General features: G+C 43.2%; 23 protein-coding genes, 1 tRNA gene, 3 rRNA genes, 1 pseudogene and 1 other annotated feature (2 of these 29 cut by a window edge). Of the genes and pseudogenes, 1 reads left to right on the top strand and 27 read right to left on the bottom strand.

Annotated features, from left to right (window positions below; genetic code table 11):
- Positions 1-127: a sequence feature (ribosomal protein L10 leader region), on the bottom strand; it reaches 24 nt to the left of the window's first position.
- Positions 128-199: 72 nt separating this feature from the next.
- The 15 genes from rplA to ACWPWY_RS21420 form a co-directional block, all read right to left on the bottom strand.
- Positions 200-892, bottom strand: coding sequence for a 50S ribosomal protein L1 (gene rplA, locus ACWPWY_RS21490; RefSeq protein WP_454193609.1), 693 nt, complete (start codon positions 890-892; stop codon positions 200-202).
- 82 nt (positions 893-974) lie between these two features.
- On the bottom strand, positions 975-1,400 hold the full coding sequence (gene rplK, locus ACWPWY_RS21485; RefSeq protein WP_160036596.1) for a 50S ribosomal protein L11: 426 nt from the start codon (positions 1,398-1,400) through the stop codon (positions 975-977).
- A gap of 73 nt (positions 1,401-1,473) precedes the next feature.
- Entirely contained in the window at positions 1,474-2,007 is a 534-nt protein-coding gene (nusG, locus tag ACWPWY_RS21480) for a transcription termination/antitermination protein NusG (RefSeq protein ID WP_160036595.1), read from the bottom strand.
- Positions 2,008-2,029: 22 nt separating this feature from the next.
- On the bottom strand, positions 2,030-2,221 hold the full coding sequence (gene secE / locus ACWPWY_RS21475) for a preprotein translocase subunit SecE (RefSeq protein ID WP_160036594.1): 192 nt from the start codon (positions 2,219-2,221) through the stop codon (positions 2,030-2,032).
- Positions 2,222-2,242: 21 nt separating this feature from the next.
- Positions 2,243-2,392, bottom strand: coding sequence for a 50S ribosomal protein L33 (gene rpmG, locus ACWPWY_RS21470; RefSeq protein ID WP_072735843.1), 150 nt, complete (start codon positions 2,390-2,392; stop codon positions 2,243-2,245).
- A gap of 416 nt (positions 2,393-2,808) precedes the next feature.
- Positions 2,809-3,453 carry an RNA polymerase sporulation sigma factor SigH gene (gene sigH, locus ACWPWY_RS21465; protein WP_160036593.1) on the bottom strand — a complete coding sequence of 215 codons (645 nt, stop codon included), beginning with the start codon at positions 3,451-3,453 and terminating at the stop codon, positions 2,809-2,811.
- A 171-nt stretch (positions 3,454-3,624) separates the two neighbouring features.
- Positions 3,625-4,149 carry an NYN domain-containing protein gene (locus ACWPWY_RS21460; protein ID WP_454193608.1) on the bottom strand — a complete coding sequence of 175 codons (525 nt, stop codon included), beginning with the start codon at positions 4,147-4,149 and terminating at the stop codon, positions 3,625-3,627.
- Positions 4,150-4,162: 13 nt separating this feature from the next.
- On the bottom strand, positions 4,163-4,903 hold the full coding sequence (gene rlmB / locus ACWPWY_RS21455; protein ID WP_454193607.1) for a 23S rRNA (guanosine(2251)-2'-O)-methyltransferase RlmB: 741 nt from the start codon (positions 4,901-4,903) through the stop codon (positions 4,163-4,165).
- A gap of 75 nt (positions 4,904-4,978) precedes the next feature.
- Positions 4,979-5,458 carry a Mini-ribonuclease 3 gene (locus tag ACWPWY_RS21450; RefSeq protein ID WP_454193606.1) on the bottom strand — a complete coding sequence of 160 codons (480 nt, stop codon included), beginning with the start codon at positions 5,456-5,458 and terminating at the stop codon, positions 4,979-4,981.
- The gene (gene cysS / locus ACWPWY_RS21445; RefSeq protein ID WP_454193605.1) at positions 5,455-6,852 is read right to left on the bottom strand and encodes a cysteine--tRNA ligase; all 1,398 of its coding nucleotides are present in this window, start codon (positions 6,850-6,852) and stop codon (positions 5,455-5,457) included. Before cysS ends, ACWPWY_RS21450 begins: the two co-directional genes overlap by 4 nt.
- A 46-nt stretch (positions 6,853-6,898) precedes the next feature.
- Complete coding sequence (gene cysE, locus ACWPWY_RS21440) at positions 6,899-7,582, bottom strand: serine O-acetyltransferase (protein ID WP_454193604.1); 684 nt, start codon at positions 7,580-7,582, stop codon at positions 6,899-6,901.
- Between the two features lie 464 nt (positions 7,583-8,046).
- Positions 8,047-9,501, bottom strand: a complete 1,455-nt coding sequence (gene gltX / locus ACWPWY_RS21435; protein ID WP_454193603.1) for a glutamate--tRNA ligase — start codon at positions 9,499-9,501, stop codon at positions 8,047-8,049.
- A gap of 24 nt (positions 9,502-9,525) precedes the next feature.
- A complete protein-coding gene (gene ispF, locus ACWPWY_RS21430; protein ID WP_454193602.1) occupies positions 9,526-10,014 on the bottom strand; it encodes a 2-C-methyl-D-erythritol 2,4-cyclodiphosphate synthase in 489 nt (162 codons plus the stop codon).
- Positions 10,011-10,706, bottom strand: coding sequence for a 2-C-methyl-D-erythritol 4-phosphate cytidylyltransferase (gene ispD / locus ACWPWY_RS21425; protein ID WP_454193601.1), 696 nt, complete (start codon positions 10,704-10,706; stop codon positions 10,011-10,013). Before ispD ends, ispF begins: the two co-directional genes overlap by 4 nt.
- 73 nt (positions 10,707-10,779) lie before the next feature.
- Positions 10,780-11,868, bottom strand: coding sequence for a PIN domain-containing protein (locus tag ACWPWY_RS21420; protein WP_454193600.1), 1,089 nt, complete (start codon positions 11,866-11,868; stop codon positions 10,780-10,782).
- Positions 11,869-12,061: 193 nt separating this feature from the next.
- Here ACWPWY_RS21420 and ACWPWY_RS21415 point away from each other — a divergent pair, with 193 nt between their 5' ends.
- Positions 12,062-12,457, top strand: coding sequence for a nucleoside triphosphate pyrophosphohydrolase family protein (locus ACWPWY_RS21415; RefSeq protein WP_191804476.1), 396 nt, complete (start codon positions 12,062-12,064; stop codon positions 12,455-12,457).
- A 142-nt stretch (positions 12,458-12,599) separates the two neighbouring features.
- Here ACWPWY_RS21415 and pssA read toward each other — a convergent pair whose 3' ends face one another.
- The 12 genes and pseudogenes from pssA to ACWPWY_RS21355 all read right to left on the bottom strand — a co-directional run.
- On the bottom strand, positions 12,600-13,325 hold the full coding sequence (gene pssA, locus ACWPWY_RS21410; RefSeq protein ID WP_454193599.1) for a CDP-diacylglycerol--serine O-phosphatidyltransferase: 726 nt from the start codon (positions 13,323-13,325) through the stop codon (positions 12,600-12,602).
- 57 nt (positions 13,326-13,382) lie between these two features.
- On the bottom strand, positions 13,383-14,459 hold the full coding sequence (disA, locus tag ACWPWY_RS21405; protein WP_454193598.1) for a DNA integrity scanning diadenylate cyclase DisA: 1,077 nt from the start codon (positions 14,457-14,459) through the stop codon (positions 13,383-13,385).
- A 14-nt stretch (positions 14,460-14,473) separates the two neighbouring features.
- Complete coding sequence (gene radA / locus ACWPWY_RS21400) at positions 14,474-15,841, bottom strand: DNA repair protein RadA (RefSeq protein WP_454193597.1); 1,368 nt, start codon at positions 15,839-15,841, stop codon at positions 14,474-14,476.
- Between the two features lie 204 nt (positions 15,842-16,045).
- The gene (clpC, locus tag ACWPWY_RS21395; protein WP_454193596.1) at positions 16,046-18,490 is read right to left on the bottom strand and encodes an ATP-dependent protease ATP-binding subunit ClpC; all 2,445 of its coding nucleotides are present in this window, start codon (positions 18,488-18,490) and stop codon (positions 16,046-16,048) included.
- A gap of 212 nt (positions 18,491-18,702) precedes the next feature.
- Positions 18,703-19,764 carry a protein arginine kinase gene (locus tag ACWPWY_RS21390; RefSeq protein ID WP_454193595.1) on the bottom strand — a complete coding sequence of 354 codons (1,062 nt, stop codon included), beginning with the start codon at positions 19,762-19,764 and terminating at the stop codon, positions 18,703-18,705.
- Positions 19,765-19,793: 29 nt separating this feature from the next.
- Positions 19,794-20,315 (bottom strand): UvrB/UvrC motif-containing protein, encoded by a 522-nt coding sequence (locus ACWPWY_RS21385; protein WP_454193594.1) that lies wholly within the window; start codon positions 20,313-20,315, stop codon positions 19,794-19,796.
- Positions 20,316-20,367: 52 nt separating this feature from the next.
- Complete coding sequence (locus ACWPWY_RS21380; protein ID WP_454193593.1) at positions 20,368-20,829, bottom strand: CtsR family transcriptional regulator; 462 nt, start codon at positions 20,827-20,829, stop codon at positions 20,368-20,370.
- Between the two features lie 409 nt (positions 20,830-21,238).
- Positions 21,239-22,413 (bottom strand): annotated as a pseudogene (locus ACWPWY_RS21375) (GNAT family N-acetyltransferase).
- Between the two features lie 211 nt (positions 22,414-22,624).
- A 5S ribosomal RNA gene (rrf, locus tag ACWPWY_RS21370) occupies positions 22,625-22,741 on the bottom strand.
- Positions 22,742-22,956: 215 nt separating this feature from the next.
- Positions 22,957-25,883, bottom strand: a 23S ribosomal RNA gene (locus ACWPWY_RS21365).
- A 193-nt stretch (positions 25,884-26,076) separates the two neighbouring features.
- Positions 26,077-26,152: transfer RNA gene (locus tag ACWPWY_RS21360), tRNA-Ala, on the bottom strand.
- A gap of 91 nt (positions 26,153-26,243) precedes the next feature.
- Positions 26,244-26,298: ribosomal RNA gene (locus tag ACWPWY_RS21355) — 16S ribosomal RNA — on the bottom strand; it runs 1,493 nt beyond the window's last position.
- The 16S, 23S and 5S rRNA genes sit together here with 1 tRNA gene alongside, the layout of an rRNA operon.

Raw genomic sequence — 26,298 nt, 5'->3', positions numbered from 1 at the left:
GAATCACGAAGGCTTGATAAAGTCATATTGAGCAAAACACTCAAATGATACGTTCTATCATCACACCTCGGTAGGAAATTAAGCTTGTTACAGCACCTACTGTCTACGGTAAGCATATTCGAATTTAATGGTCAGTCACAAGGACTAAACAACTTCATCAGAATAACAGATTCAGATGACATAAGTCAACTGGAATTTATTATTTAAAAGAAGCTGTGTTCACACGCGCACCAGGTCCCATTGTAGAGGACATGCTGATGTTTTTCAGGTAAACACCTTTTGCAGCCGATGGTTTTGCACGGTTAAGTGCTTCAACCAAAGCAGTCAGGTTTTCATTCAACTGCTCAGCAGTGAAAGAAGCTTTACCGATTGGCGCATGAATTTGTCCCGCACGATCCAGACGATACTCGATTTTACCAGCTTTAATTTCTTGAACAGCTTTAGTAACATCAAAAGTAACCGTACCAGCTTTAGGGTTAGGCATAAGACCTTTACCACCGAGCAGACGACCCAATTTACCTACTTCACTCATCATGTCAGGTGTAGCTACGCAGACATCAAACTCGAACCAACCTTGTTGGATTTTTGTGATCATATCTTGATCTCCAACGTAGTCTGCTCCAGCAGCTTCCGCCTCTTTCGCTTTTTCACCTTTTGCAAATACCAATACGCGTTGTGTTTTACCTGTACCATGTGGCAAGACAACAACACCACGAACGGCTTGGTCTTGTTTACGAGGGTCTACACCCAAACGTACTGCAACTTCGATTGTTTCGTCGAATTTTGCAGTAGCTGCCTTTTTGACAAGCTCTACAGCTTCCAAAGGCTCGTAGCTTGCTTCGCTGTCAATCAGCTTAGCAGCTTCAACATATTTCTTACCATGTTTAGCCATGTTTTTTTCCTCCTTTGTGGTTTTAGCGGATATACCTCCCACAACACAGGCTGCGAATCAGCCTGTGCACGAACACTTGTAATTAGTCTTCGATGGTGATACCCATGCTGCGAGCAGTACCCTCTACCATGCGCATTGCGGACTCAACGTTCGCAGCGTTTAGGTCAGGCATTTTTTGCTCTGCAATTTGACGAACAGCGTCACGTTTTACAGTTGCGACTTTTTTCGTGTTCGGCTCACCGGATCCTTTTTCAAGTTTAGCAGCTACTTTAAGCAATACTGCTGCCGGTGGAGTTTTAGTGATAAATGTGAAAGAACGATCTTCAAACACCGTAATTTCAACTGGAATAATCAAACCTGCTTGATCAGCAGTACGAGCATTAAATTCTTTACAGAATGCCATGATGTTGACACCTGCTTGACCCAATGCTGGACCTACTGGTGGTGCTGGGTTTGCTTTACCTGCAGGAATTTGCAGTTTTACCATTTTCATTACCTTTTTGGCCATGTAAGACACCTCCTTGCATCAATAGTGGTTAGCGAGCATGTAGCCCTCCCACAGAAACCATGAAGCTTGCGCTCTATAATTTTTCCACTTGAGTATAATCGAGCTCAAGCGGGGTTTCCCGTCCAAACATGTTGACGTGAACTTTCAACTTACTCTTCTCAGCCAATATTTCTTCCACGGAGCCCACAAAATTCGCAAAAGGACCAACTTTAATTCGTACGGATTCCTTAATATCGAATTCAATCTTCGGTTTCGGCTCCACAACACCCATATGCTTCAGAATTTGTTCAACTTCATCCGGCAATAGTGGCGTGGGCTTCGAACCAGATCCTGTTGATCCAACAAAACCAGTAACTCCCGGAGTGTTGCGAACAACATACCAAGAATCATCAGTTTGAACCATCTCAACAAGGACATATCCGGGGTAAATTTTACGCATGACGGTTTTTGTCTTACCGTCTTTATTTACCACTTCTTCTTCCATTGGAACAAGAACACGGAATATTTTGTCCTCCATGCCCATGGACTCTACGCGTTTTTCCAAATTGGCTTTGACTTTGTTCTCATACCCTGAATAGGTATGAACGACATACCATCTTTTTTCCATATCAAGCCACCTGGGACCCTTCTTAAATTATCGCTTCAATCACAGCGGAAATACCGATGTCAAGCACCCAAAAATAAAGCGTAATAACTATAACCGTCCCCAAAACAATAAGGGTGTAGTTTGTTAACTCTTTACGATTAGGCCAGCGAACCTTTTTGAGCTCTGCCCAGCTTTCTGAGAAAAAGGAAAACAGAGACTTGAAACTACGTTTCACGCCGACTACACCTCCAAATAACTATCTGGTTTCGCGATGAGAAGTCTGCTCGTTACAAAACTTGCAAAATTTCTTCATCTCCATGCGGTCGGGGTGATTACGCTTGTTTTTAGTCGTTGTGTAATTTCTTTGTTTGCAATTGGTACAAGCCAAAGTAATAATTACCCGCATGATGTGCACCTCCCGAAGACATCCGAACATTATCAGAGTCTCTAAATTGGTTCCTAAAAAAAATAGCGCGAATTTAGGCCTACCTAAAACACTTTATCACAAGGGTATATTCATGTCAATCGAAGAATAGGCTTTAATCTCTGCCTAAAATACCCTTTTCTAGAGTTTCTTACTTCAAGTCTAACTTTTTTCTCAGAAAGCTGTTCTTGACACCTGCTGCATATCGGACAGAAAAATGAATAAAATAAAATGATATACATTCATTATCTCATGTTCGAGAGCTTGGATCGAGCGTACCATCGAAAACGTCAATGTTTATCAGTATTAATCAAACCGCTATTTTTAAACGTTCTTCCTCTTCTCCAACAAAAAAAGACTCGATCTAGTCTGAGTCCTTCTTCAGAAAACGAGTTAATCTAATTATCTCTTACTTCTAGATATTTCTCAAGTTTTCGTTTTACACGCTGTAATGCATTATCAATCGATTTCACATGACGGTTGAGATCCACAGCAATTTCCTGATAAGATCTTCCGTCCAGGTATAGCATAAGCACTTTGCGTTCCAGATCACTTAAAATCTCAGACATTTTGTCTTCTAAACCAGTAAATTCTTCCTGGTTAATAACAAGTTCTTCCGGATCACTTACTTGTGTGCCACAAATAACATCCATCAAAGTGCGATCAGATTCTTCATCATAGATCGGTTTATCCAGAGAGATATACGAATTCAGTGGTATATGCTTCTGGCGAGTCGCTGTTTTTATAGCCGTAATGATCTGCCTCGTTATACATAACTCAGCAAATGCTTTAAATGATGCCAGCTTGTCCCCTCTGAAATCACGTATCGCTTTGTACAGCCCAATCATTCCTTCTTGAATGATATCTTCTCTATCAGCACCAATTAAAAAGTAAGATCTTGCTTTGGCTCGTACAAAATTACGATACTTGTTGATCAAGTATTCTAGTGCCTCACTGTCGTTGTCATGAACGGCTTGGACAATATCCTCATCACTTAGGTAATCAAACTTGGACAACATGATATCTTTGAGGTCAACACTCACTAACAATCCCTCCGGCTGCAACGCAAGGACCCCGTTACCTATCAAAATATAGCCCAAGTATATATGAACATACCTTCAAACGTCAACCACACTTCGCCTAAAAAAGAAAAGAATGATATAAATGTCAAGAGATTCATAATTCCAATGTTTTACAAAATGATAGATTTGATCTCAATCTCTTCTCCATTTTTCGAACATTTTACGTACTTCGGGTGACAATTTCGAATCTATTGTATTCTTGGTTGATTTCTTCTGGTAATCATCTTTTATCTTACGGCCAAGTTCCTTATCATTCTGTTCCAGCTCGATATAAAGTTCACGGGCGGATAGACGGAGCGCACCTTGACCAAAAATAACATGCTGCTCCACCATATCACTTGTAGCCACATAGATTTGACGCCTCCGAGAACTAAGCTCACCTACAAGTCGTTCAATACACTCGTCAGCCGTCTCTTTTTCTTTAGTGAAATGCACCTGTACTTTACTCTCTGTGAAAGATTTACCTAAACCAGGCACTCTATAAGCATCAAAAACTACGATCACTCTTATCCCCGAAAAACCCTGGTAATCGGCCAGCCGTACCAATAGCTTGTCCCGTGCGTCCTGCAAATCGGTTCGGGCTAGGGCAGAGAATTCTTTCCAAGCCCCTATCATGTTATAACCGTCCACGAGAAGCACATCACGGGTATCCTTCATTTCCTGCTAGTCCTTATGACTTCCGGGATCTAAGCACTTCGTACATCACTACGCCTGCGGCAACAGAAGCATTCAGGGAGTTGATCTGGCCAGCCATTGGTAACTTCAAAAGAACATCACATTTTTCGCGTATAAGTCTTCCTATACCTTTTCCTTCATTGCCGATCACGATAGCAACTGGTCCCGTAAATACACCATTACCGAAAACAGACTCTGTTGCTTGCAAGTCGGTTCCCACAACCCATACACCCGCTTCTTTAAGCTCATCAATGGTTTGTGCCAAATTGCTTACTCTTGCTACAGGAACATACTCTGCTGCACCGGCAGAAGTTTTAGAAACCGTTGCTGTTACCTGAGCCGAGCGACGTTTCGGGACAATAACGCCATGTGCTCCCGTGCAGTCTGCGGTTCGTAAAATCGAACCAAGATTGTGGGGATCCTCAATCTCATCAAGCAGAACTAAGAAAGGATCTTCTCCTTTATCTCGTGCTGCAGCGAGTAGATCTTCCACATGTGCATATTCATAGGGAGCAGCCTGTGCCACAACACCTTGATGCTGTACGCCAGGAACCATTTGCTCTAACTTGCGCTTGTCTACCTGTTGAATAATCACGCCAGCTTTCTTCGCCTCAGCATAGATTGGCAAGGTAAGATGCTTCTGCGCCTGTTCAGCAATCCATATTTTGTTTATCGTTCTTCCGGAACGTAACGCCTCAATAACCGAGTGCTTACCGGCAATCCATTCTTCTTCCATTTCTCTATATCCTCCTAGCTTCGATACGCCATACTTTGACTGTTTAGAAGCTCTATATTTCGTTATAATCCATTATTATTTTTGTGCTTTTTCATCTTCTTTTGCTTGTTCCATCCTCTGAATCCCAAGAGCAACCAGTTCGCTAAGTCTTTCTTGATATCCACTCGTGTATAAATACCCAATCAGACATTCAAAGGCGGTAGCGTGTCTATATTCTAAAACATCTGCATTTTTCGGAACATTGGATTTGGCATTTCTACCTTGTCTCACAATATCCTCTTCGGCAGGCAACAATTCTTCTTCAATATACGACAAAATCCTGCTTTGAGCTTTCGCAGATACAAAACTTGTCGCATTTTGGTGAAGATGATTGGGTCGGAGATTAGACTTTGATAGCAAATATTGTCGGACAGCCACCTCATAAACTGCATCTCCTATGTAAGCAAGAGTAATAGGGGGAATAAGTTCCGGCTTACGGGAAGGAGAGTAGGGGAATAACCACCCTTTCTCTCCTTGGCCACCGTCATAATTCTGCAGTTGTTGGTTCTCACTCATTTGCGCCGCCATCTTACACCTTGTGGTGTATCTTCGATAACGATACCCATATCTGCCAGCTCATCGCGAATCTCATCAGAACGAGCCCAGTCCTTTGCTTTACGAGCTTCCGCACGCTCTTGGATCAGCTTCTCTACATCGTCATGAAGTTCATCTTGTTCTTCGGTATACACCCGAAGTACCGCATTCATTTCGTCAAACAATGCAAGCATTGCTTCAAGTTCAGCGCGGTTAACTACGTCTGCCTGAAGAAGCATATTTGCTTCATTTACCCATTCAAAAACAGCAGTAATTGCATCAGGCGTATTAAAATCATCCTGCATTTTTTCGTGAAATTGATCACGAATTTCTGCAATTTTCGCCTCCCGCTCTAGCGGAATCGCTTCGTTAATGGTGACTGTATTCAGACGGTGTTTCATATTATTAACCGCATTAGCGATCCGATCCACACTATTTTCAGCCTGTTCCATAATATCTTCACTGAAATTCAGCGGATTCCGATAATGTGTCGAAAGCATGAAATATCGAATAGCTTCTCTTTTGTATTGCTCACGCAAATCTTTTACAAGGATACCGTTACCGAGTGATTTCGACATTTTCTCGTTATCAATACGGATAAAACCATTATGCATCCAGTAATTTGCGAGAGGTTTTCCTGTTAACACTTCGGATTGTGCTACTTCACATTCATGATGCGGGAATTGCAAATCTTGTCCTCCGCCATGAATATCCAGTGTATCCCCCAAGATGTTACGGGCCATTGCAGAGCATTCAATATGCCAGCCTGGACGACCTTTCCCCCACGGACTATCCCAGAAAATTTCTCCTGGCTTTGCCGCTTTCCACAAAACAAAATCTTGCGGATGTTCTTTACGCTCATCGACTCCAATTCGAATTCCAAACTGAAGTTCTTCAAGATTCTGTTTGGAGAGTTTACCGTAATCCGGGAATTTGTGAGTACGATAATACACATCGCCGCCTTTTTCATAAGCGACACCTTCATCTTCAAGCTGTTTGATAAAATCAATGATCAAATTCATATTCTCGGTTACTCGAGGATTATGTGTTGCTCTCGGGATGCCTAGACCATCGAGATCTTCGTAGTATGCTTGAATAAAGCGATCCGCTACTTCCGGCACCGTCGTACCCAGTTGATCTGCTTTCTTAATCAATTTATCATCTACGTCCGTGAAGTTTACGACATAATTCACATCATTACCAATGACCTCAAGGTAACTGCGAACAACGTCGAAAAAAATCATCGGTCTGGCATTACCGATATGAATATAATCATAGACAGTCGGTCCACAGACGTACATTTTCACTTTCCCTGGCTCCTGAGGAACGAAGGTATCTTTATGCCTTGTGAGCGTATTATAGATTTGAAGCGTCATCAGTCACATTCCTTTCGATCTTTTCCATCATTATATTGTACCACGTTTATACTTTGTTACCACGAGCCACCGGTTCTTTTTCAAGGCAGTCCTGCTGTTGCAAAGATTTCAGCTTTTTCAGTTCTTCTCTCAGTTCATGAATCTCAAGCTGGAGTTCACGCATGGAGTCAATAATAGGGTCAGGGAGCTGCTGACTTAAACGATCAATTCGTTTACCATCCTGTTTCACTACACGCCCTGGTATGCCAACCACCGTGCTGTTTGGAGGAACTTCTTTCAGAACAACCGAATTGGCGCCTATGTTACTGTAATCTCCTACTTTAAACGAACCGAGTACGTTGGAACCAGATGAAATTACGACATTATTCCCGATGGTCGGATGCCGTTTTCCTTTTTCTTTTCCTGTTCCCCCTAAAGTTACTCCCTGGTAGATAACAACGTCATCACCAATCTCGCACGTTTCTCCTATTACTACACCCATGCCATGATCTATAAAAAGCCTTTCACCAATCGTAGCACCGGGGTGTATTTCAATCCCTGTCATAAAACGACTCGCTTGGGAAATGGTTCTCGCTAAGGCAAACCACCCTCTACGATAAAAACGGTGAGCCAGTCGGTGAGCCCAGATTGCATGCAAGCCGGAATACGTAAAGATGACCTCAAACCAGCTTCTAGCTGCGGGATCGTTATCAATTACTGCCTGAATATCCGATTTTATTTTTCTAAACATGTCTGTTCCCCTCTTTGGCACCAAGCACCGTCTTAATTTCGAATTGCTTGCAGGTCTATGAAAAAAACGCCTCCGCAGCCCGTATAGGCTGCAGAGGCGTCATAAGTCCGCGGTTCCACTCTGCTTAGTTATGTCCATAAAGAGCATAACTATCTTTTGACGTCCGATAACGAGGACGACACGTCACCACCTACCTGCCGTGCCTTGCTGTTAAACAAGGGGGCCAGGTTCGGAAGCGCAGCTCCTAGGCGCATTTTCGATCGGTAAATTGTGAGATAACTTCCAGCCCCGAAGGCCCTTAAGCCTTACCTGGTTATCTTCTCTGGTTCACAACCAACACCGCCTACTTCTCCTGATCATAGCTATTGAATAATCGGTACACTATTATTTCTTATATCTTAACGAAAAGAACTCATACTGACAAGAACAAGAAATATTCGTTTGATTACTTTATTACTCTTGTTCTATAGTCGTGCATTCAGACGAGAAAGTACTTTTTCACGACCTAGCAGATATATGGTCTTATTCAAATCCCGCCCATGCGTCTGACCCGTTAGAGCCACACGTATCGGCATAAAGAGTTGTTTCCCTTTAAAACCTGTTTCTTTCTGAACTTCTTTGATAAGTGCAGCCATACGAGACGCTGAAAAATCTTCTTCTACTGCTACTTTATCAGCAAAAGCACGAAGTACAACAGGAACTTGTTCCTCCTCTAGGATTCCAGCAGCATCGCCTTCAAATTCTACTTCTTCTTTGAAGAACAAGGCAGATAGTTCCACGATATCAGAGGCAGCCGTCATTTGCTCTTGATAGAGAGCTACTACTTCCTTGGCCCAGCTTTCTTGTTCTGGACTAAGTTCAGCAGGCAGCAGTTCTGCTTTTTGCAAATGAGGGATGGCAAGTTTAGCAATCCGATCCGTGTCCGCATTTTTGATATACGTATTATTTAAATGAGCCAGTTTGTTTGTATCAAATACAGCCGGGGATTTCGAAAGACGGTTTGGATCAAAGATCTTAATCAGCTCATCTTTGCTGTAAATCTCCTCTTCACCTTCCGGAGACCAGCCTAATAAGGAAATGAAGTTAAACATCGCTTCCGGCAAGTATCCCAGTTTATCGTACTGCTCAATAAATTGAATGATTGACTCATCCCGTTTACTGAGTTTTTTGTGATTCTCATTCACGATCAGTGTCATATGACCAAAGATCGGAGGTTCCCATCCAAGAGCTTCGTAAATCATGAGCTGTCTTGGTGTATTAGAGATGTGATCTTCCCCACGTAGAACGTGAGTGATCTTCATTAAATAATCATCTACTACAACTGCAAAGTTATACGTAGGGATTCCATCTTTTTTAACAATAACAAAGTCACCGGACTCTTTCGAATTAAAAGAGATCGTTCCTTTTACCATATCATCAAAAGTATAAACCTTCTCATCCGGTACACGGAAACGCACACTTGGTACACGGCCTTCTGCTACAAATGCCTTACGCTGTTCTTCTGTTAAATTCCGGTGTTTACCAGAATAGCGCGGAGTTTCTCCGCGGGCTGTTTGCTCTTCTCTCTCCTGCTCGAGCTCTTCCTCCGTACAGTAGCAGAAGTAAGCAAGGCCGCGGTCAATAAGATCCTGCCAATATTTACGGTAAATATCAAGACGTTCCGTTTGACGGTAAGGACCGTATTCTCCCGGTACATCTACACTTTCATCCCATTCCATACCGAGCCATTTCAGGTACTTGAGCTGACTTTCTTCTCCACCCTCCACGTTCCGTTTCACATCGGTATCTTCAATACGAATGATAAATTTCCCGCCTTGATTTCTAGCATACAAATAATTAAAAAGCGCCGTTCTGGCATTCCCAATATGTAAATGACCTGTCGGGCTTGGCGCGTAACGCACGCGGACTTCCGTGCTCATAATATCCCCTCCGAATTGTTTATCTCAAGATGATAGCACAGGTTGGATCAGGCAGACAACCGATTGCGCTGCGATCCCTTCTCCCCGTCCTGTAAAACCTAACTGTTCTGTAGTTGTTGCTTTTACGTTCACTTGCGATACTTCAGCATGTAACGCCTTGGCGATAATTTCAGCCATTTGCGGAATATAAGGAGCCATTTTTGGCTTTTGTGCAATAATAGTAGAATCAATATTTCCAAGCTTATAACCGCGCTCTTCTGCAAGTTCCCAGACTCGCTCAAGAAGCTTCAAGCTGTCAGCATCCTTAAATACAGGATCCGTATCAGGAAAATGTTTACCGATATCCCCCAAACCTAGTGCGCCGAGGATTGCATCGCTGATCGCATGCAGTAATACATCGGCATCAGAGTGACCAATTAAGCCTTTTTCATAAGGAATCGTTACTCCGCCGATAATACATGGCCTGCCTTCCACCAACTCATGGACATCAAAACCTTGTCCTACTCGAATCATTGTTCTCTCTCCCCTTTTTGCATAAATGCAGCATAATCTAGATCTTCCGGTGTTGTAATCTTGATATTGGTATAACTGCCCTCTACAATCTTAACCTGTCTTCCCAGACGTTCAACCAGCATAGCATCATCTGTTCCCGCAAAACCTGATTCTATGGCCAGTCTATGCGCCTCTATTACATCCGAAAGACGAAAAGCCTGTGGGGTTTGAATGCTCCACAGACTGCTCCGATCGGGGGTCGCAGTTATCATTCCATCTGTACTTACCTGCTTAATTGTATCTTTGACAGGAACAGCAAGCACTGCAGCTCCAACTTGTTCTGCTGCCTTCATGCAAGCTTCAATGTGATCTGGCTGGACAAAAGGACGAACGCCATCGTGGATAAGTACATAATCCGTCTCAAGCTTCTGAAGACCCGCATAGACCGAATCTTGTCGTTCCTTCCCCCCTGCAACAACGAAAGTACGATGGTCATGAAGTCCAGATTGTTTAATCCATTCTTCACACCGCTTTACATCGGGCGCACCAGTTACCACAATGATATCCTTAATCATAGGTATGCGGTTAAACACTTCAAGTGTATGTATAAAAATGGGCTTATCTTGCAGTAGCAGAAACTGTTTACTCTCACTTGTCTTCATTCGTGAGCCTCTTCCTGCTGCGACAATGACTGCCCCCCATGATTTCGTCATGTACATTAACCCCTGCCTTGTCCGTCATCTGTCAGTCTCCAGTACATGGACACTTACTCTCCATCATAACGCTTTATTGCGCTTTTTCCAACAGTTTCGGCTTGGCAAAAATCATTCGTCCTGCAGAAGTTTGTAGTACACTCGTCACCAAGACTTCCATCATTGTGCCGATATACTCGCGTCCGCCTTCCACGACAATCATCGTTCCATCATCTAAATAGGCTACACCTTGACCGTGTTCTTTCCCATCTTTAATAATCTGAACCATAATTTCCTCACCAGGAAGTACAACAGGCTTCACTGCATTAGCAAGATCATTGATATTAAGGACCGACACACCTTGAAGTTCACATACTTTATTAAGATTAAAATCATTCGTCACTACTTTACCCTGCAGGACTTTCGCTAATTTTACAAGCTTGCTGTCTACCTCAGAGATTTCTTCAAAATCCCCCTCGTAGATCAGGACTTTAATCTCCAGTTCTTTCTGGATTTTATTCAAAATATCGAGCCCTCGGCGTCCGCGATTTCTTTTCAGGAGATCAGAAGAATCTGCAATATGCTGTAATTCCTCTAGTACAAATTCTGGGATTACAATAGTCCCTTCAATAAAACCAGTTTTACAAATATCAGCGATCCGGCCATCGATAATTACACTCGTATCGAGTATCTTATGTTCTTCAATGCGCCTTTCCTCATTCACTGTACCTGTGTTCCATCTTCCTGAGGTCCAGAACGAACCCAAATCTTCCTTTTTTGCTAGTCCTACCCGCAGACCCATATAACCGAATACGAGCATAAGCGCCACTTGAAGTAAGTCCCCTGGTCTGCCAAGCCAGTTAAGCGAAGGATAAAGAAGTAACGAGAACGATAAACCTATACCAAGCCCCAGTGCTCCTGCTGCAAGTTCTCCCATCGGAACCCGTGCAAGTTTGGAAACCCCTTCTTCTACCCGTAAATCAAGAAGTGATCCAAGCATCCTACTTATCAGAACAAAAAACACAGCTCCAATTAACATAAATAATGTTAATGCCAAACCTACTCCGAATGTACTTGTCCCCTCACTTAACCAAGGGATCGTTTGTCCTACTGAATAATAAAGCGCATAACCAGACCATGCTCCGCAAAGCCCCGTAAAAATAAAAACAAGCTTTCTCCACACGTCCCTACACCTCCTTAATTGCTTTTCTTTATCCAGTATGAACCAATTTTTTAGGTCCTAATCGTGGTTAGAAGGTATTTTTTAACGTTAATCGTAGGATCACCATTTTCTCTATAATGTAAATGATGGTTGAAAATGGTTTGTCTGCTGGCATATAATAAGTTCAACTGATAACCCGAGGTGAAAATAAAATATGAGCGCATCAAGTTTGCAAACATTCCAGAACCAAGTATCTGAACTGTTGCTCCGCCACCGAAGTCTAATTGACGTTTTATCCAAGAATGGACAAGCGGATGCTTCTGTTAACCGGGCTGTTTCTAAAGCCATCACAGACTGTGGTTGTATTGAACTGCATGCAACCAAGCAATCTTACGCTCATAATGGCGATCTAGAAGATGCCAAATCTTCGGTACAGACACATGTCCATGGTGATCTGTGTGACCAGTGCAAAGAAGTCATCAGCTCAGAACTTGGACGTAATCTGTTCTACATGTCAGCACTATGCAACCTACTTAATATTCAGTTAGAAGAGGTTCTTGAAAATGAAGCGAAAAAGTGTTCTACACTGGGTATCTTCAACCTCTCCTAATTTCGGAAACAGCTTTTAGTCATTACAGAGATAATCTATCGACAAAAAGAATGAATATAAAAAATAAAAAAGCATTTACCTCTCCATCCTAGGAAGGTAAATGCTTTTTCTTGTGATCATTTATAATGATTTCTACGTAAGCTTAAAGAGAAGTTTCATCTCTTTCTCTTTTCTTTTTCTTCTTGCGATTTCGGGCTAGAATAAGATCAATATTATGAGTCATACCATATATGGCATAAAGTACAAGAGGTATAAATACAAACATAGATAGTTGCTCTGAGAACAATACAGCAAGTGCAATAGAAAACAGAACAACGAGCGGAGCAATCCATACTGCTTTTTTAGGAAGACCCACTTTTTTCAGGTTAGGATATTTTAACGAACTAATCATCAGATAAGCAAGCAATAAAGTTGCAATCATCATGAAGGGAGCAGAAATGTCTTTATTGAATAAAGACAATGTCGCAAGTACACCGCCCGCAGCAGGAATAGGAAGCCCTGTAAAGTACCCAGGAATCCCAGGCCGTACATTAAAGCGAGCCAGCCTCAAAGCCCCGCATATCGGGAATAGACACGTTACAATCCAAGCGAGAGCGATAGGAGCCTCCTGAAATGAAACGCTGTACATAATATAAGCTGGCGCAGCTCCAAAAGAGATCATATCCGATAAGGAATCAAGCTCTTTGCCAAAATCACTTTGAGCATTTAAAGCTCTAGCAATTCGACCATCCAGTCCATCCATCAGCATCGCTACAACAACCATAATCGCTGCTAAACTGTAGCGACCCTCAGATGCCAGCAGAATGGCAATCATTCCGAGAGATAGATTACCTAAGGTAAACAAGTTCGGAATTGATTTTGTTATCATCACGTCACCTCGTAAGTGTAACTGTACAATTTTCTTCTAAATCTTAGCTAAACAACTTTACATTTGCCGATCAATAAACATCTGCTCTTGCAGACGCTTCAAGCCATCTTTGATCGTTCGAGCGCGAACTTCACCAATACCGTCCACTTCATCAAGTTCCTCAATCGTAGCCATAATCACATGTGGTAATTTTTCAAACTCTTCAACTAAATTATGAATAATGACATTAGGCAATCTTGGGATTTTGCTTAAAACACGGTATCCTCTTGGAGCTACTGATTCTTCAGAAGCAGCTGCAGCAGCCCCATATCCAAGAAGTCGGCCAATATGATGGGTATCAAGCAACTCGTCATCTGTAGATCGTTTTAAGCCGTTAATAATATCTTTGATCTTCTCATCACTGTTATCTTTAGCATAATCCTTATACAAAAGCCAAGCTTCTTCTTCTGTATTAGCAACAAGTTCTTCCATCTGCATGTTAATCAGGCGGCCCTCATTGCCCAGTTCATTAATATAACGTTTAATCTCCATCTTGATTCTCAGCACCATTTCCACGCGCTGTATTACGTTTATCACTTCAGGAATAGTAACCAATTCTTCAAACTCGGATGCACTCAGATTTGTGAGTGACTGGTTTAAGACTGCTTTATATTTCTCCAAAGTTTGAATCGCCTGATTGGCTTTTGTTAAAATAACTCCAATTTCCTTCAATGCATAACGCAGCGTTCCTTGGTAAAGAGTGATGATATTCCGTCTTTGCGAAATGGAAACAACCAGTTTCCCCGTCTGTTTCGCTACACGTTCTGCCGTACGGTGACGAATACCTGTTTCGGATGAAGAAATGGAGGAATCGGGAATTAACTGCGTATTTGCATACAATATCCGTTTCAAATCTTCACTAAGAATAATAGCTCCATCCATCTTGGCAAGTTCATATAAGTAGTTAGGTGAAAAATCGCAATTAATTGAAAATCCACCATCCACTACTTCCATGACTTCTGGACTGTAACCGACAACAATCAAAGCACCCGTTTTTGCACGAAGCACATTTTCAAGCCCTTCACGAAAAGGCGTTCCCGGTGCAACCAAACGTAACAACTCATTCATTTTATCCAGTTGGCTCGATTCTTTCATCTATTCAATGCCCCCTAATCTAAAGCAGCCGCTAGTGCATCTCCGACCGTATTAATGCCGATCAGTTCTATTCCAACAGGATGCTTCCACCCCTTTAAGCTCTTCTCTGGCATAATTACCCGTTTAAACCCAAGTTTTTGCGCTTCTTTGGCTCTTTGTTCCGCTCTTGAAACGCCACGCACTTCTCCAGTCAAGCCTACTTCTCCAAATATGACATCATAGGGTTTGGTTGGCAAATCGCGAAAACTGGAGGCAATACTTACTGCCATGGCCAAATCGGTTGCGGGTTCATCCAGTTTCACTCCACCAGCTACATTTAGATAAGCATCTTGATTCTGGAGGAACATTCCTTGTCGCTTCTCAAGGACTGCAATGATTAGTGCCATACGGTTATAATCAACGCCGGTAGCCATTCGCCTAGGTGACGGGAATTGTGTAGCCGAGATCAGTGCCTGAAGCTCGACAAGCATGGGACGCGTTCCTTCCATACTCGCTGCAACGGTGGAACCTGCCACTCCTAGCGGTCGCTCAGATAAGAACATTTCTGATGGGTTAGCCACTTCTCTAAGACCCGATTCCCCCATCTCGAAAATCCCGATTTCATTCGTCGAACCAAAACGATTCTTTACCGCACGAAGCAAACGATACGTATGATGGCGTTCTCCTTCAAAATAAAGCACACAATCCACCATATGTTCCAGCATTCGAGGACCTGCAATAGCACCCTCTTTAGTAACATGCCCTACCAGAACTGTTGCAATGCCTAGCCCTTTCGCAATCCGCATAAACCTTGATGTACATTCTCGTACCTGTGCAACACTTCCGGGAGCACTTGTTATTTCCGGTAAAAACACAGTCTGAATCGAATCAATCACCAGAAAATGAGGATCAACCTGATTCACTGCCTCTTCTATCCGTTCCATATTCGTTTCGCTAAGAACATATAGATCAGGAGACAATGCTTCAAGCCGATCGGCTCTCAGTTTGGTTTGTCTGACCGATTCCTCACCCGAAATATACAAGACACGTAGCCCTGAAACGGTCATGGCATGAGATGTCTGGAGCAAGAGCGTTGATTTACCAATACCCGGATCCCCACCAACTAGAATCAAAGAACCTGGTACTACTCCTCCGCCAAGAACTCGATTCAGTTCCTGAATGCCAGTTAGAATTCGCGGCTCTTGGTCACTTTCTATATTTATGATAGGAAGCGGTTTTTCTTTACTATCAAAAAGGGAAGAATTCCTCCCCTGTGTCTTCACAATACTTTCGGTTTCCTCAAGCATGGAATTCCATGACTGGCAACCTGGACATTTACCGTACCATTTCGGCGATTCATAGCCGCATTCAGTACAGTAAAACTTCGTTTTTACTTTAGCCACTTCACTTCTCCTCATTTAACTTTTCTTAAACTTCACGTATAAATTTTGCATACCGAATTTACCAATAAAGGATTTATTAAAAGTTTAACATTGAATGCATTTTAACGTAAAGCTTAATCACAAACTTTACATCAAAGGGAATGATTCTTTTCACTAAAAATAAAAAATGCCCCCTGTGAAATCAGGGGGCATTATTATCAATAATTAAGAATTAGTTGATACATTGCTCTTTTTCGTAACAGATAGTGCACCATCTTCTTCATCAATGATAAGGAAATCACCTTTCGTAATGGAAGCCGTAAGAAGTTCTTCAGAGAGACGATCTTCAATGTGCTTTTGAATCGCACGGCGAAGCGGTCTTGCACCATAGGCTGGATCGAACCCTTCCTTGGCTAAGAAGGCCTTCGCCTTATCAGTAAGCTCGAAGTCCACTTCATATTCGAGCAGACGTTTACGAAGTTCCTCAGCCATCAGAGTAACAATTTCTCCGATATGTTTCTCTTCAAGTGAATGGAAGACAATAACCTCGTCAATCCGGTTTAGGAATTCAGGACGGAAACTCTTCTTGAGTTCCTCCATCACTTTTCCTTTCATGTTAACGTACTCCGCACCCGCATCTGCAACTGCAGTAAATCCTAGAGTAGAATTACGTCTGATTGCATCTGCACCCACATTAGAAGTCAGGATAATGAGGGTATTACGGAAGTCTACAACGCGACCTTTCGAGTCAGTCAAACGTCCGTCTTCAAGAACTTGAAGCAAGATATTAAATACTTCTGGGTGAGCTTTTTCGATCTCATCCAAGAGAACTACAGAATACGGTTTACGGCGAACTTTTTCAGTAAGCTGACCGCCTTCTTCATATCCTACATATCCTGGAGGCGCTCCAACCAATCGAGAAGTAGAGTGTTTCTCCATGTATTCGGACATATCGATCCGTATTACAGCATTTTCATCTCCAAACATTGCTTCGGCAAGCGCACGAGCAAGTTCCGTTTTACCTACCCCTGTAGGACCAAGGAAGATAAAGGAGCCCATTGGACGTTTTGGATCTTTAAGACCCGCACGTGCCCGGCGAATCGCACGGCTGACAGCTACAACTGCTTCATCCTGACCGATAACACGTTGATGGAGAATAGATTCCATATTTAACAAGCGATCTGTTTCTTCTTGTTTCAATTTGCTAACAGGAATTCCCGTCCAGCTTGCTACCACTTGAGCGATATCTTCTGGAGTTACTTCTGAATCCGTACGACCTTGTTTTTCTTTCCACTGATTTTTGGTTATATCCAGTTCTTCACGAATTTTCTGCTCCGTATCACGCAGCGCTGCTGCCTTCTCGAATTCTTGACTTTGAACTGCAGAATCTTTTTCTTTACGGATATCATCAAGACGATTTTCCAGTTGTTTAAGATTAGGCGGTACTGTATAAGAATTCAGTCTTACTTTAGAACCCGCTTCATCAATAAGGTCAATCGCTTTATCTGGCAGGAATCGATCTGTAATATAACGGTCAGACAGTTTTACTGCTTGTTCAATTGCCTCATCCGTAATTTTCACACGGTGATGGGCTTCATAACGATCTCTAAGTCCATGCAAGATTTGAATGGCTTCATCAACGGATGGTTGATCAACGGTAATTGGTTGGAAACGACGTTCAAGAGCAGCATCTTTTTCAATATATTTACGATACTCATCCAGCGTAGTAGCACCAATACACTGTAGTTCTCCACGAGCAAGAGCAGGTTTCAAAATGTTAGAAGCGTCGATTGCTCCCTCTGCTCCGCCTGCACCAATAAGAGTATGCAGCTCATCAATAAAGAGAATGATATTACCCGCTTGACGAATCTCATCCATAATTTTTTTGAGTCGATCCTCAAACTCACCACGATATTTCGTTCCAGCAACAACAGAACCCATATCTAGTGTCATTACACGTTTGTCACGCAACGTTTCAGGTATTTCATTTGCAATAATCTTCTGAGCAAGTCCTTCTGCAATCGCCGTTTTACCAACCCCTGGTTCACCAATTAAAACTGGGTTGTTTTTTGTACGGCGGCTAAGCACTTGAATAACACGCTCAATCTCTTTACTACGGCCGATTACCGGATCAAGATTGCTCTCTCTCGCAGTAGCTGTCAAATCTCTTGCCAAACTATCCAGTGTAGGAGTGCTTACGTTGGCTTGTGTCCCATTATGACTGGATACTGCTTCACTGCTGCCTAGCAGCTGCAAAACTTGTTGACGAGCCTTATTAAGGCTAATTCCAAGGTTATTTAGCACGCGAGCTGCTACACCTTCACCTTCACGAATTAAACCAAGCAAAATATGTTCAGTTCCCACATAAGTATGACCCAGCTTACGAGCCTCATCCATCGAAAGCTCAATTACTTTTTTCGCACGCGGCGTATATGCAATATTGGTAGGTTGCTCTTGGCCACGGCCAATGAGTGTTTCTACCTCATCCTGTATTTTTTCAAGACCAAGGCCAAGGCCGATGAGAGCTTTTGCAGCAATACCTTCACCTTCACGAATCAGGCCGAGCAAAATATGTTCGGTACCGATGTTATTATGACCTAAACGAACTGCTTCTTCCTGAGCCAAAGCGAGAACTTTTTGAGCTCGTTCCGTAAATCTTCCAAACATCATATTCCTTGCACCTCCATAAGTTTAAAAAATAATTCCTTTATCTATATATCTAGGCTATTCTAACGCTTGCCCAGCCGACATAATGCCGGTAAATCCCATAACTTTCGTTCTTGTGAGACAAGAATGTAAGAAGTGGGTTATTACTTCGTATAAGAGCTTAGTTCATAATAAGGGCCTTTCACTAAGGTTTTACACTAGACCTAAGGCTTTCTTCATTCCTTTTGGAAAAATTCCCTTATTAACTGCGCACGATACATATCTCTTTCTCCTGATTCGAGCGTTCTCCCAAATTTCTTCTGAAGAAAACCTGGCTGGATCAAGACATTGAGTTCATTCATTTCAACAATCGTTTTTTCCCTGATTAGATCCAAATCAATACCGAGCCGAATATCAGATATACGCTGAGCTGCTTCCTTCGAGTCCATCAGATAAGCATGAGATAAAATACCATATGATCTCATTACTCGATCCGCAATACGAAGTTTAGAATCTGTCATGAGTCTTTCTCTAGCGTTACGTTCATGACCAATGATCTGCAGAACAACACTATATAAATTATCAATAATCTCAGTTTCAGTTTGTCCTAATGTAATTTGATTCGATATTTGAAACAGATTTCCTGTCGCTTCACTGCCCTCACCGTAAATTCCTCTTACAGCAAGACCTACTTGGGATACAGCAGTGAGTACCCTGCCTATCTGTTTCGTCATTACGAGTGCCGGTAAATGCATCATTACGGAAGCACGAACTCCGGTCCCTACATTGGTTGGACAGCTGGTTAAATATCCTCTGCGATCATCGAAAGAATAATCGATATGGGCTTCAAAAACATCATCTATGGCGGAAGCACGTTTCCACGCTTCTTGAACCTGAAAACCAGGATATAAACATTGAATGCGCAAATGATCCTCTTCGTTCACCATAATACTAATGGATTCATCTTCACTGAGAATAACCGCACCATTTCTTGATTCATTCGCCAAGTTCGGACTAATGAGATGTTTTTCGACTAGTATTTCTTGGTCAAGGTCAGATAGTTCATTCAGACTTAGGACATGGAAACTGCCAAACTGATGAATATCATCAAATTGAAGGACTTCCGTTACCTTATCGAGTACCGCTCTCGACTGCTGGTCGGTTGCCAACATAGGAAATGGAAAACTCTGCACGTTTCGTGCCACTCTTACCCGGCTGCTAATGACAATTTCTGAATCAGCTGCGCTACTACGCATCCATTCACTAAGTGGTTTATCGGTAAACCGGATATCTGACATAGTGCATACCTCCTGCTCTTTACCAAACTTTACTCTTCCGCTATTTCTCTTTCCAGTTCACGAATCTGGTCACGTAATTCAGCAGCAGACTCAAATTCCTGTAGGTTAATTTGTTCTTGAAGTTCTTTTTTAAGTTCATCCACTCTTCGTCTTAAATGAATCTTTCCTCCAGCACGAACAGGAACTTTACCCACATGAGTTGTATTTCCATGAACGCGCTTTAAGAGAGGATCTAAACGATTAGAAAAATACTTATAGCATGAACTGCAACCAAATCGATTGAGCTTGCTAAACTGCTGCATCGTCATTCCGCATTCCTTACACTGAAGTGTCTCGGGTGCAGGTGTTCCAGCTGTTTTATATTTCCCAGATTCAAAATCCATAAGGCCTGAAAGGAGTCCATGGATCGAGAACCCATTAGAGATACCGGATAGATGATCTCCTTTTTCTCTTGCGCAGCTTTCACAAATATGGAATTCCGTCTTCTCGCCATTTACAATCTTCGTAAAATGAAGAGTAGCCGGACGTTCATTACATTCTTGACAAAGCATACCGCATACCTCCTTTATTCGTTCCTAACGGATAAATACAATGGCATTCAACCTACTTACCGAGGAGCGAAATTAACATTGCCTTTAACATACGAGCACGGATTTGATCACGATAGGGAAGCTTTATGAATAATACTTCTCTAGACATCGCTGCTTTGATTAAAGCAGCTTCTCGGCAGTTAAGAAATTTAGCTTCTTCTAACTGGTAGATAAGACCTTCTGCAGATGCCTGGTTGATTTCATCCCCAATATGCTGATGGAAATGTCCTCCTAGCACAGAGTGTGCAGGGAGTTCTACTCGCTGTATCCGTATATATCCACCACCACCGCGCTTACTCTCTACAAGATAACCTTTTTCAAGAGTAAAACGAGTACTAATTACATAGTTAATCTGGGATGGCACACAGGAGAATTTATCTGCAAGATCATTTCTCTGAATTTCAATCATTCCATCAGAGCTATCCTGCAAAATATTTTTCAGATATTGTTCGATAATATCAGAAATATTACGCATTCTCATCCCCCACTGTATAAAACCGGTAAGCTAATCACATGCATACATTCGAATTTATCCAGAAAGAGGCAACTACAATAATTACCCATCTTACTTAGCTGGCGAACCTCTTTGGCTTAAATGAATGCTCTCTTTTATAAACAACCACTTAAAATGTCTAAATACCCATTCTGTGTGAAATTTATAAATAAGCTTGAATTAACTTACTACATAATAATATTAGTATAACCAACAATTTAAATTCTGATCTTTGTTGACTTTGACTTTCTTTGACTTTGTCTCCATTATAACATACTGTACAGAAATCTCAAGTAAGATTCCCTTTTCATTTTTCACATATTTACATAAATTATTCGCTTTAAGAAAAAACTCTCCTGATCGAAGCCAGAAGAGCAGTTCTTATATGTTATTAGAAAAAGTCCATTAATAAGGTTTGTGCTTGGGGAATGAGCTTTTCAAGTTCTTTTGCCTTTTGGGATTGCCCTTTTAGCTTCTGTATGTGAAACAATGCCACCGGACGCTTATATCCCAGAAAAAGAGCAGTCCAAACTTGAATATCTGCTATTAAATCTGGTCGAATCTCTTCTTTTTCTTCCATTACCTTTGTTACCTTCGCTTGACCTTGTTCATTAATAGATATTTTCCACAACCCAGCATTCCATGAAGCGGCTGCATCATCAATTTGTATCGTTAATTCTGATCTATTGCCAGCTTCAAACGTATACTGTTGTAAAAAAGAATCTATATCCACAATACGAGCCATAAAATAAGGAATTGTTTCTTGGATTACCCGCGGATCTGGGAGCATATAAGGTAGATTATCATCAACTGGAACCATGGTTAACTTTACTTGCTCAATACGAGAGTCGTGATTCGAGAAAAAAGTCCATAATGCTTTCCGCGCTTCTTCATTCAAATAAACAAATTCATTACATACAAGCATTTTATCTTTTAATTCATATAACACATAGCCTTGTGGCTCTCCATCAAGAGAATAATAGACAGCACTATATTTGGTATGATCTAAGACTGTATACTTCCACCATTCTTCATCTCGAACAAGAGTACCCTGATAGCAGCTTGCAAAAGACTGATACAATTTATTCAGAATAGAGATATCCTTAATATCCCTTACTACCTTACCTGGGTACTCTATTTTAGGAGGAAACTGTTTTGAGGTAATAATATAATTTTTATATTCGGCATATAGCTCCCAGCCATACTTGCGATAAAACGGAATCGAAAACGGATGTAGAAATGATAAGGTCTGTCCTTCCTCCTTCATCACCTTGAGCGCTTGCCCTAGTAGCTGAGAGACATGTCCTTTACGGCGATTCTCCGGCCAAGTTGCTACACCTGCAATACCACCCATAGGCACTACTTTTCCTTGCAAGTATACTTTAAGCGGGAGAATCGTTAGTTTTGCTTGCAATCGATCTTCTTCAAAAATACCCCAAAATTGTTCGGGTTTGAACCGCTCTTTTCTTTCTTTTTTTGTTCCGGTGTTAATGTATATTGAAAGGCATATTCTGATAAGCTAACACTTTGCTCGTATTCCTCTGCTTTTAATTGTCTAATTTCCATTCGCTCACCTCTTTTAATGGATGTACATCATATAATTTCCTATATATACCTTATCCTGAGTGTCTCAGAGCTCCTTTTAAAAGTCAATCACGAGGCCCATGGGTTAAAGTAAGTTAATTTAAAAGATTAAGTTAGAATGTAAGCATTTCATAAACAAATCAAATCCAGACAACAAAAAAGACACTACCATTTGGTAGTGTCTTTTTCTATTGCTTGGCGACGTCCTACTCTCCCAGGACCCTGCGGTCCAAGTACCATCGGCGCTGGAGGGCTTAACGGTCGTGTTCGGGATGGGTACGTGTGGAACCCCTCCGCTATCGCCACCAAACGTGATTTTTGCGCTGTGATATCTTCAGTGAATACTCACCAGCAAAATATCAGACCTTAGAAAGGACATGCGACTTAAAAATCTTCGGAAAATTCATTCGCTCTTTGCGGTTACTTGGGTTCAACACGGAAGTGTGAATCAAGAAACAAGCGTCAGGTTCTCCTCAAGGATTTGCTCCCTGAAAACTAGATACGAAACAATCTTTGCGATTTTTTTAGGATAAGCCCTCGACCGATTAGTACTGGTCAGCTCCATGCATTCGCACTTCCACCCCCAGCCTATCTACCTCGTCGTCTTCAAGGGGTCTTACTAATTGGGAAATCTCATCTTGAGGTGGGCTTCGCGCTTAGATGCTTTCAGCGCTTATCCCTTCCATACATAGCTACCCAGCGATGCTCCTGGCGGAACAACTGGTACACCAGCGGTATGTCCATCCCGGTCCTCTCGTACTAAGGACAGCTCCTCTCAAATTTCCTACGCCCACGACAGATAGGGACCGAACTGTCTCACGACGTTCTGAACCCAGCTCGCGTACCGCTTTAATGGGCGAACAGCCCAACCCTTGGGACCTACTTCAGCCCCAGGATGCGATGAGCCGACATCGAGGTGCCAAACCTCCCCGTCGATGTGGACTCTGGGGGAGATAAGCCTGTTATCCCCAGGGTAGCTTTTATCCGTTGAGCGATGGCCCTTCCATGCGGTACCACCGGATCACTAAGCCCGACTTTCGTCCCTGCTCGACTTGTAGGTCTCGCAGTCAAGCTCCCTTGTGCCTTTACACTCTGCGAATGATTTCCAACCATTCTGAGGGAACCTTTGGGCGCCTCCGTTACTCTTTAGGAGGCGACCGCCCCAGTCAAACTGCCCACCTGACACTGTCCTCGCACCGGATCACGGTACCAAGTTAGAACCTAGATACGATCAGGGTGGTATCCCAACGTTGCCTCCACACAAGCTGGCGCTCATGCTTCTTAGGCTCCCACCTATCCTGTACAGATCGTACCCAAATCCAATATCAAGTCGCAGTAAAGCTCCATGGGGTCTTTCCGTCTTGTCGCGGGTAACCTGCATCTTCACAGGTATTAAAATTTCACCGGATCTCTCGTTGAGACAGCGCCCAAGTCGTTACGCCATTCGTGCGGGTCAGAATTTACCTGACAAGGAATTTCGCTACCTTAGGACCGTTATAGTTACGGCCGCCGTTTACTGGGGCTTCGGTTCATAGCTTCGGATTGCTCCTAACCACTCCCCTTAACCTTCCAGCACCGGGCAGGCGTCAGCCCGTATACTTCGCCTTGCGGCTTCGCACAGACCTGTTTTTGCTAAACAGTCGCTTGGGCCTTTTCACTGCGACCCCCTCGTGCTATTCACACTACCGGGGTACCCCTTCTCCCGAAGTTACGGGGTCATTTTGCCGAGTTCCTTAACGAGAGTTCTTCCGCGCGCCTTAGAATTCTCTTCTCACCTACCTGTGTCGGTTTACGGTACGGGCACCTTCATCTGGCTAGAGGCTTTTCTTGGCAGTCTGAGATCATGACCTTCGCTACTATAATTTTCACTCCCCATCACAGCCCAGCCTTAATGATGTGCGGATTTGCCTACACATCAGCCTCACTGCTTGGACAGACATCCATCAGTCTGCGTCACTACCCTACTGCGTCCCCCCATCGCTCGTAACGATTTACGGTGGTACAGGAATTTCGACCTGTTGTCCTTCGACTACGCCTTTCGGCCTCGCCTTAGGTCCCGACTTACCCTGAGCGGACGAGCCTTCCTCAGGAACCCTTAGGTTTTCGGCGGATCAGATTCTCACTGATCTTTTCGTTACTCATACCGGCATTCTCACTTGTATGCAGTCCAGCAGTCCTTCCGGTCTACCTTCAACCCGGCATACAACGCTCCCCTACCCCTGATACATAGTATCAAGCCATAGCTTCGGTGGTGTGTTTAGCCCCGTTACATTTTCGGCGCAGAGTCACTCGACCAGTGAGCTATTACGCACTCTTTAAATGGTGGTCGCTTCTAAGCCAACATCCTGGTTGTCTGTGCAACTCCACATCCTTTCCCACTTAACACACACTTGGGGACCTTAGCTGATGGTCTGGGCTGTTTCCCTCTTGACAATGGATCTTAGCACTCACTGTCTGACTCCCGGAATACAAGTCTATGGCATTCGGAGTTTGACTGAGCTTGGTAACCCTTGCGGGCCCCGCACCCAATCAGTGCTCTACCTCCACGACTTACTTGTTCCGAGGCTAGCCCTAAAGCTATTTCGGGGAGAACCAGCTATCTCCGAGTTCGATTGGAATTTCTCCGCTACCCCCACCTCATCCCCGCACTTTTCAACGATGCGTGGGTTCGGGCCTCCAGTGCGTGTTACCGCACCTTCACCCTGGACAGGGGTAGATCACACGGTTTCGGGTCTACGTCCACGTACTACATCGCCCTATTCAGACTCGCTTTCGGCCGCGGCTACGGCTTTTCACCTTAACCTTGCACGGGAACGTAACTCGCCGGTTCATTCTACAAAAGGCACGCCATCACCCATAAAACGGGCTCTGACTTTTTGTAAGCACACGGTTTCAGGTTCTATTTCACTCCCCTTCCGGGGTGCTTTTCACCTTTCCCTCACGGTACTGCTTCACTATCGGTCGCTAGGGAGTATTTAGCCTTGGCAGATGGTCCTGCCGGATTCATACGAGGTTTCACGTGCCTCGCACTACTCGGGATGGGTCTCGGAGGGAACAGATTTTTGACTACAGGGCTTTTACCTTCTCTGGCGGGCCTTTCCAGACCTCTTCAACTAATCGGTTCCTTTGTAACTCCATGTGAGACGTCCCACAACCCCAACCAGCAAGCTGATTGGTTTGGGCTAATCCGCGTTCGCTCGCCGCTACTGACGGAATCACTATTGTTTTCTCTTCCTCAGGGTACTTAGATGTTTCAGTTCCCCTGGTCTGCCTTCAACCACCCTATGTATTCAGGTGGAGATAACTATCCATTACGATAGCTGGGTTTCCCCATTCGGACATCCCCGGATCAAAGCTTGCGTACAGCTCCCCGAGGCAGTATCGTTGTTCGCCACGTCCTTCATCGGCTCCTAGCGCCTAGGCATCCTCCGTGTGCTCTTAATAGCTTAACCATATGCTCATTTTTGACTGATTCACTCCGGTTGGCATTCGCCAAAAGTCGTTCATCATTCAAAAATTTCGCTATGCAATCTATTAATCTTCACTTGTTTAACACAAGTTCAGCTTAAAGGATACTTCTAAAATCGCAAAATTGTTTCGTTATCTAGTTTTCAAAGAACAACACAAATAATGATGAAATTGTTATGGTGGAGCCAAGCGGGATCGAACCGCTGACCTCCTGCGTGCAAGGCAGGCGCTCTCCCAGCTGAGCTATGGCCCCTCAAATTCCATCAAAACCGAACAAATGGATGAATGATATGACTTATTAAGTCGATTTGAATGTTTCCATTGCAGGAAACGATTCTCCATAGAAAGGAGGTGATCCAGCCGCACCTTCCGATACGGCTACCTTGTTACGACTTCACC

This window comes from Paenibacillus sp. Marseille-Q7038 (assembly GCF_965111595.1).
This window is presented reverse-complemented; position numbering and strand designations above follow the sequence as displayed.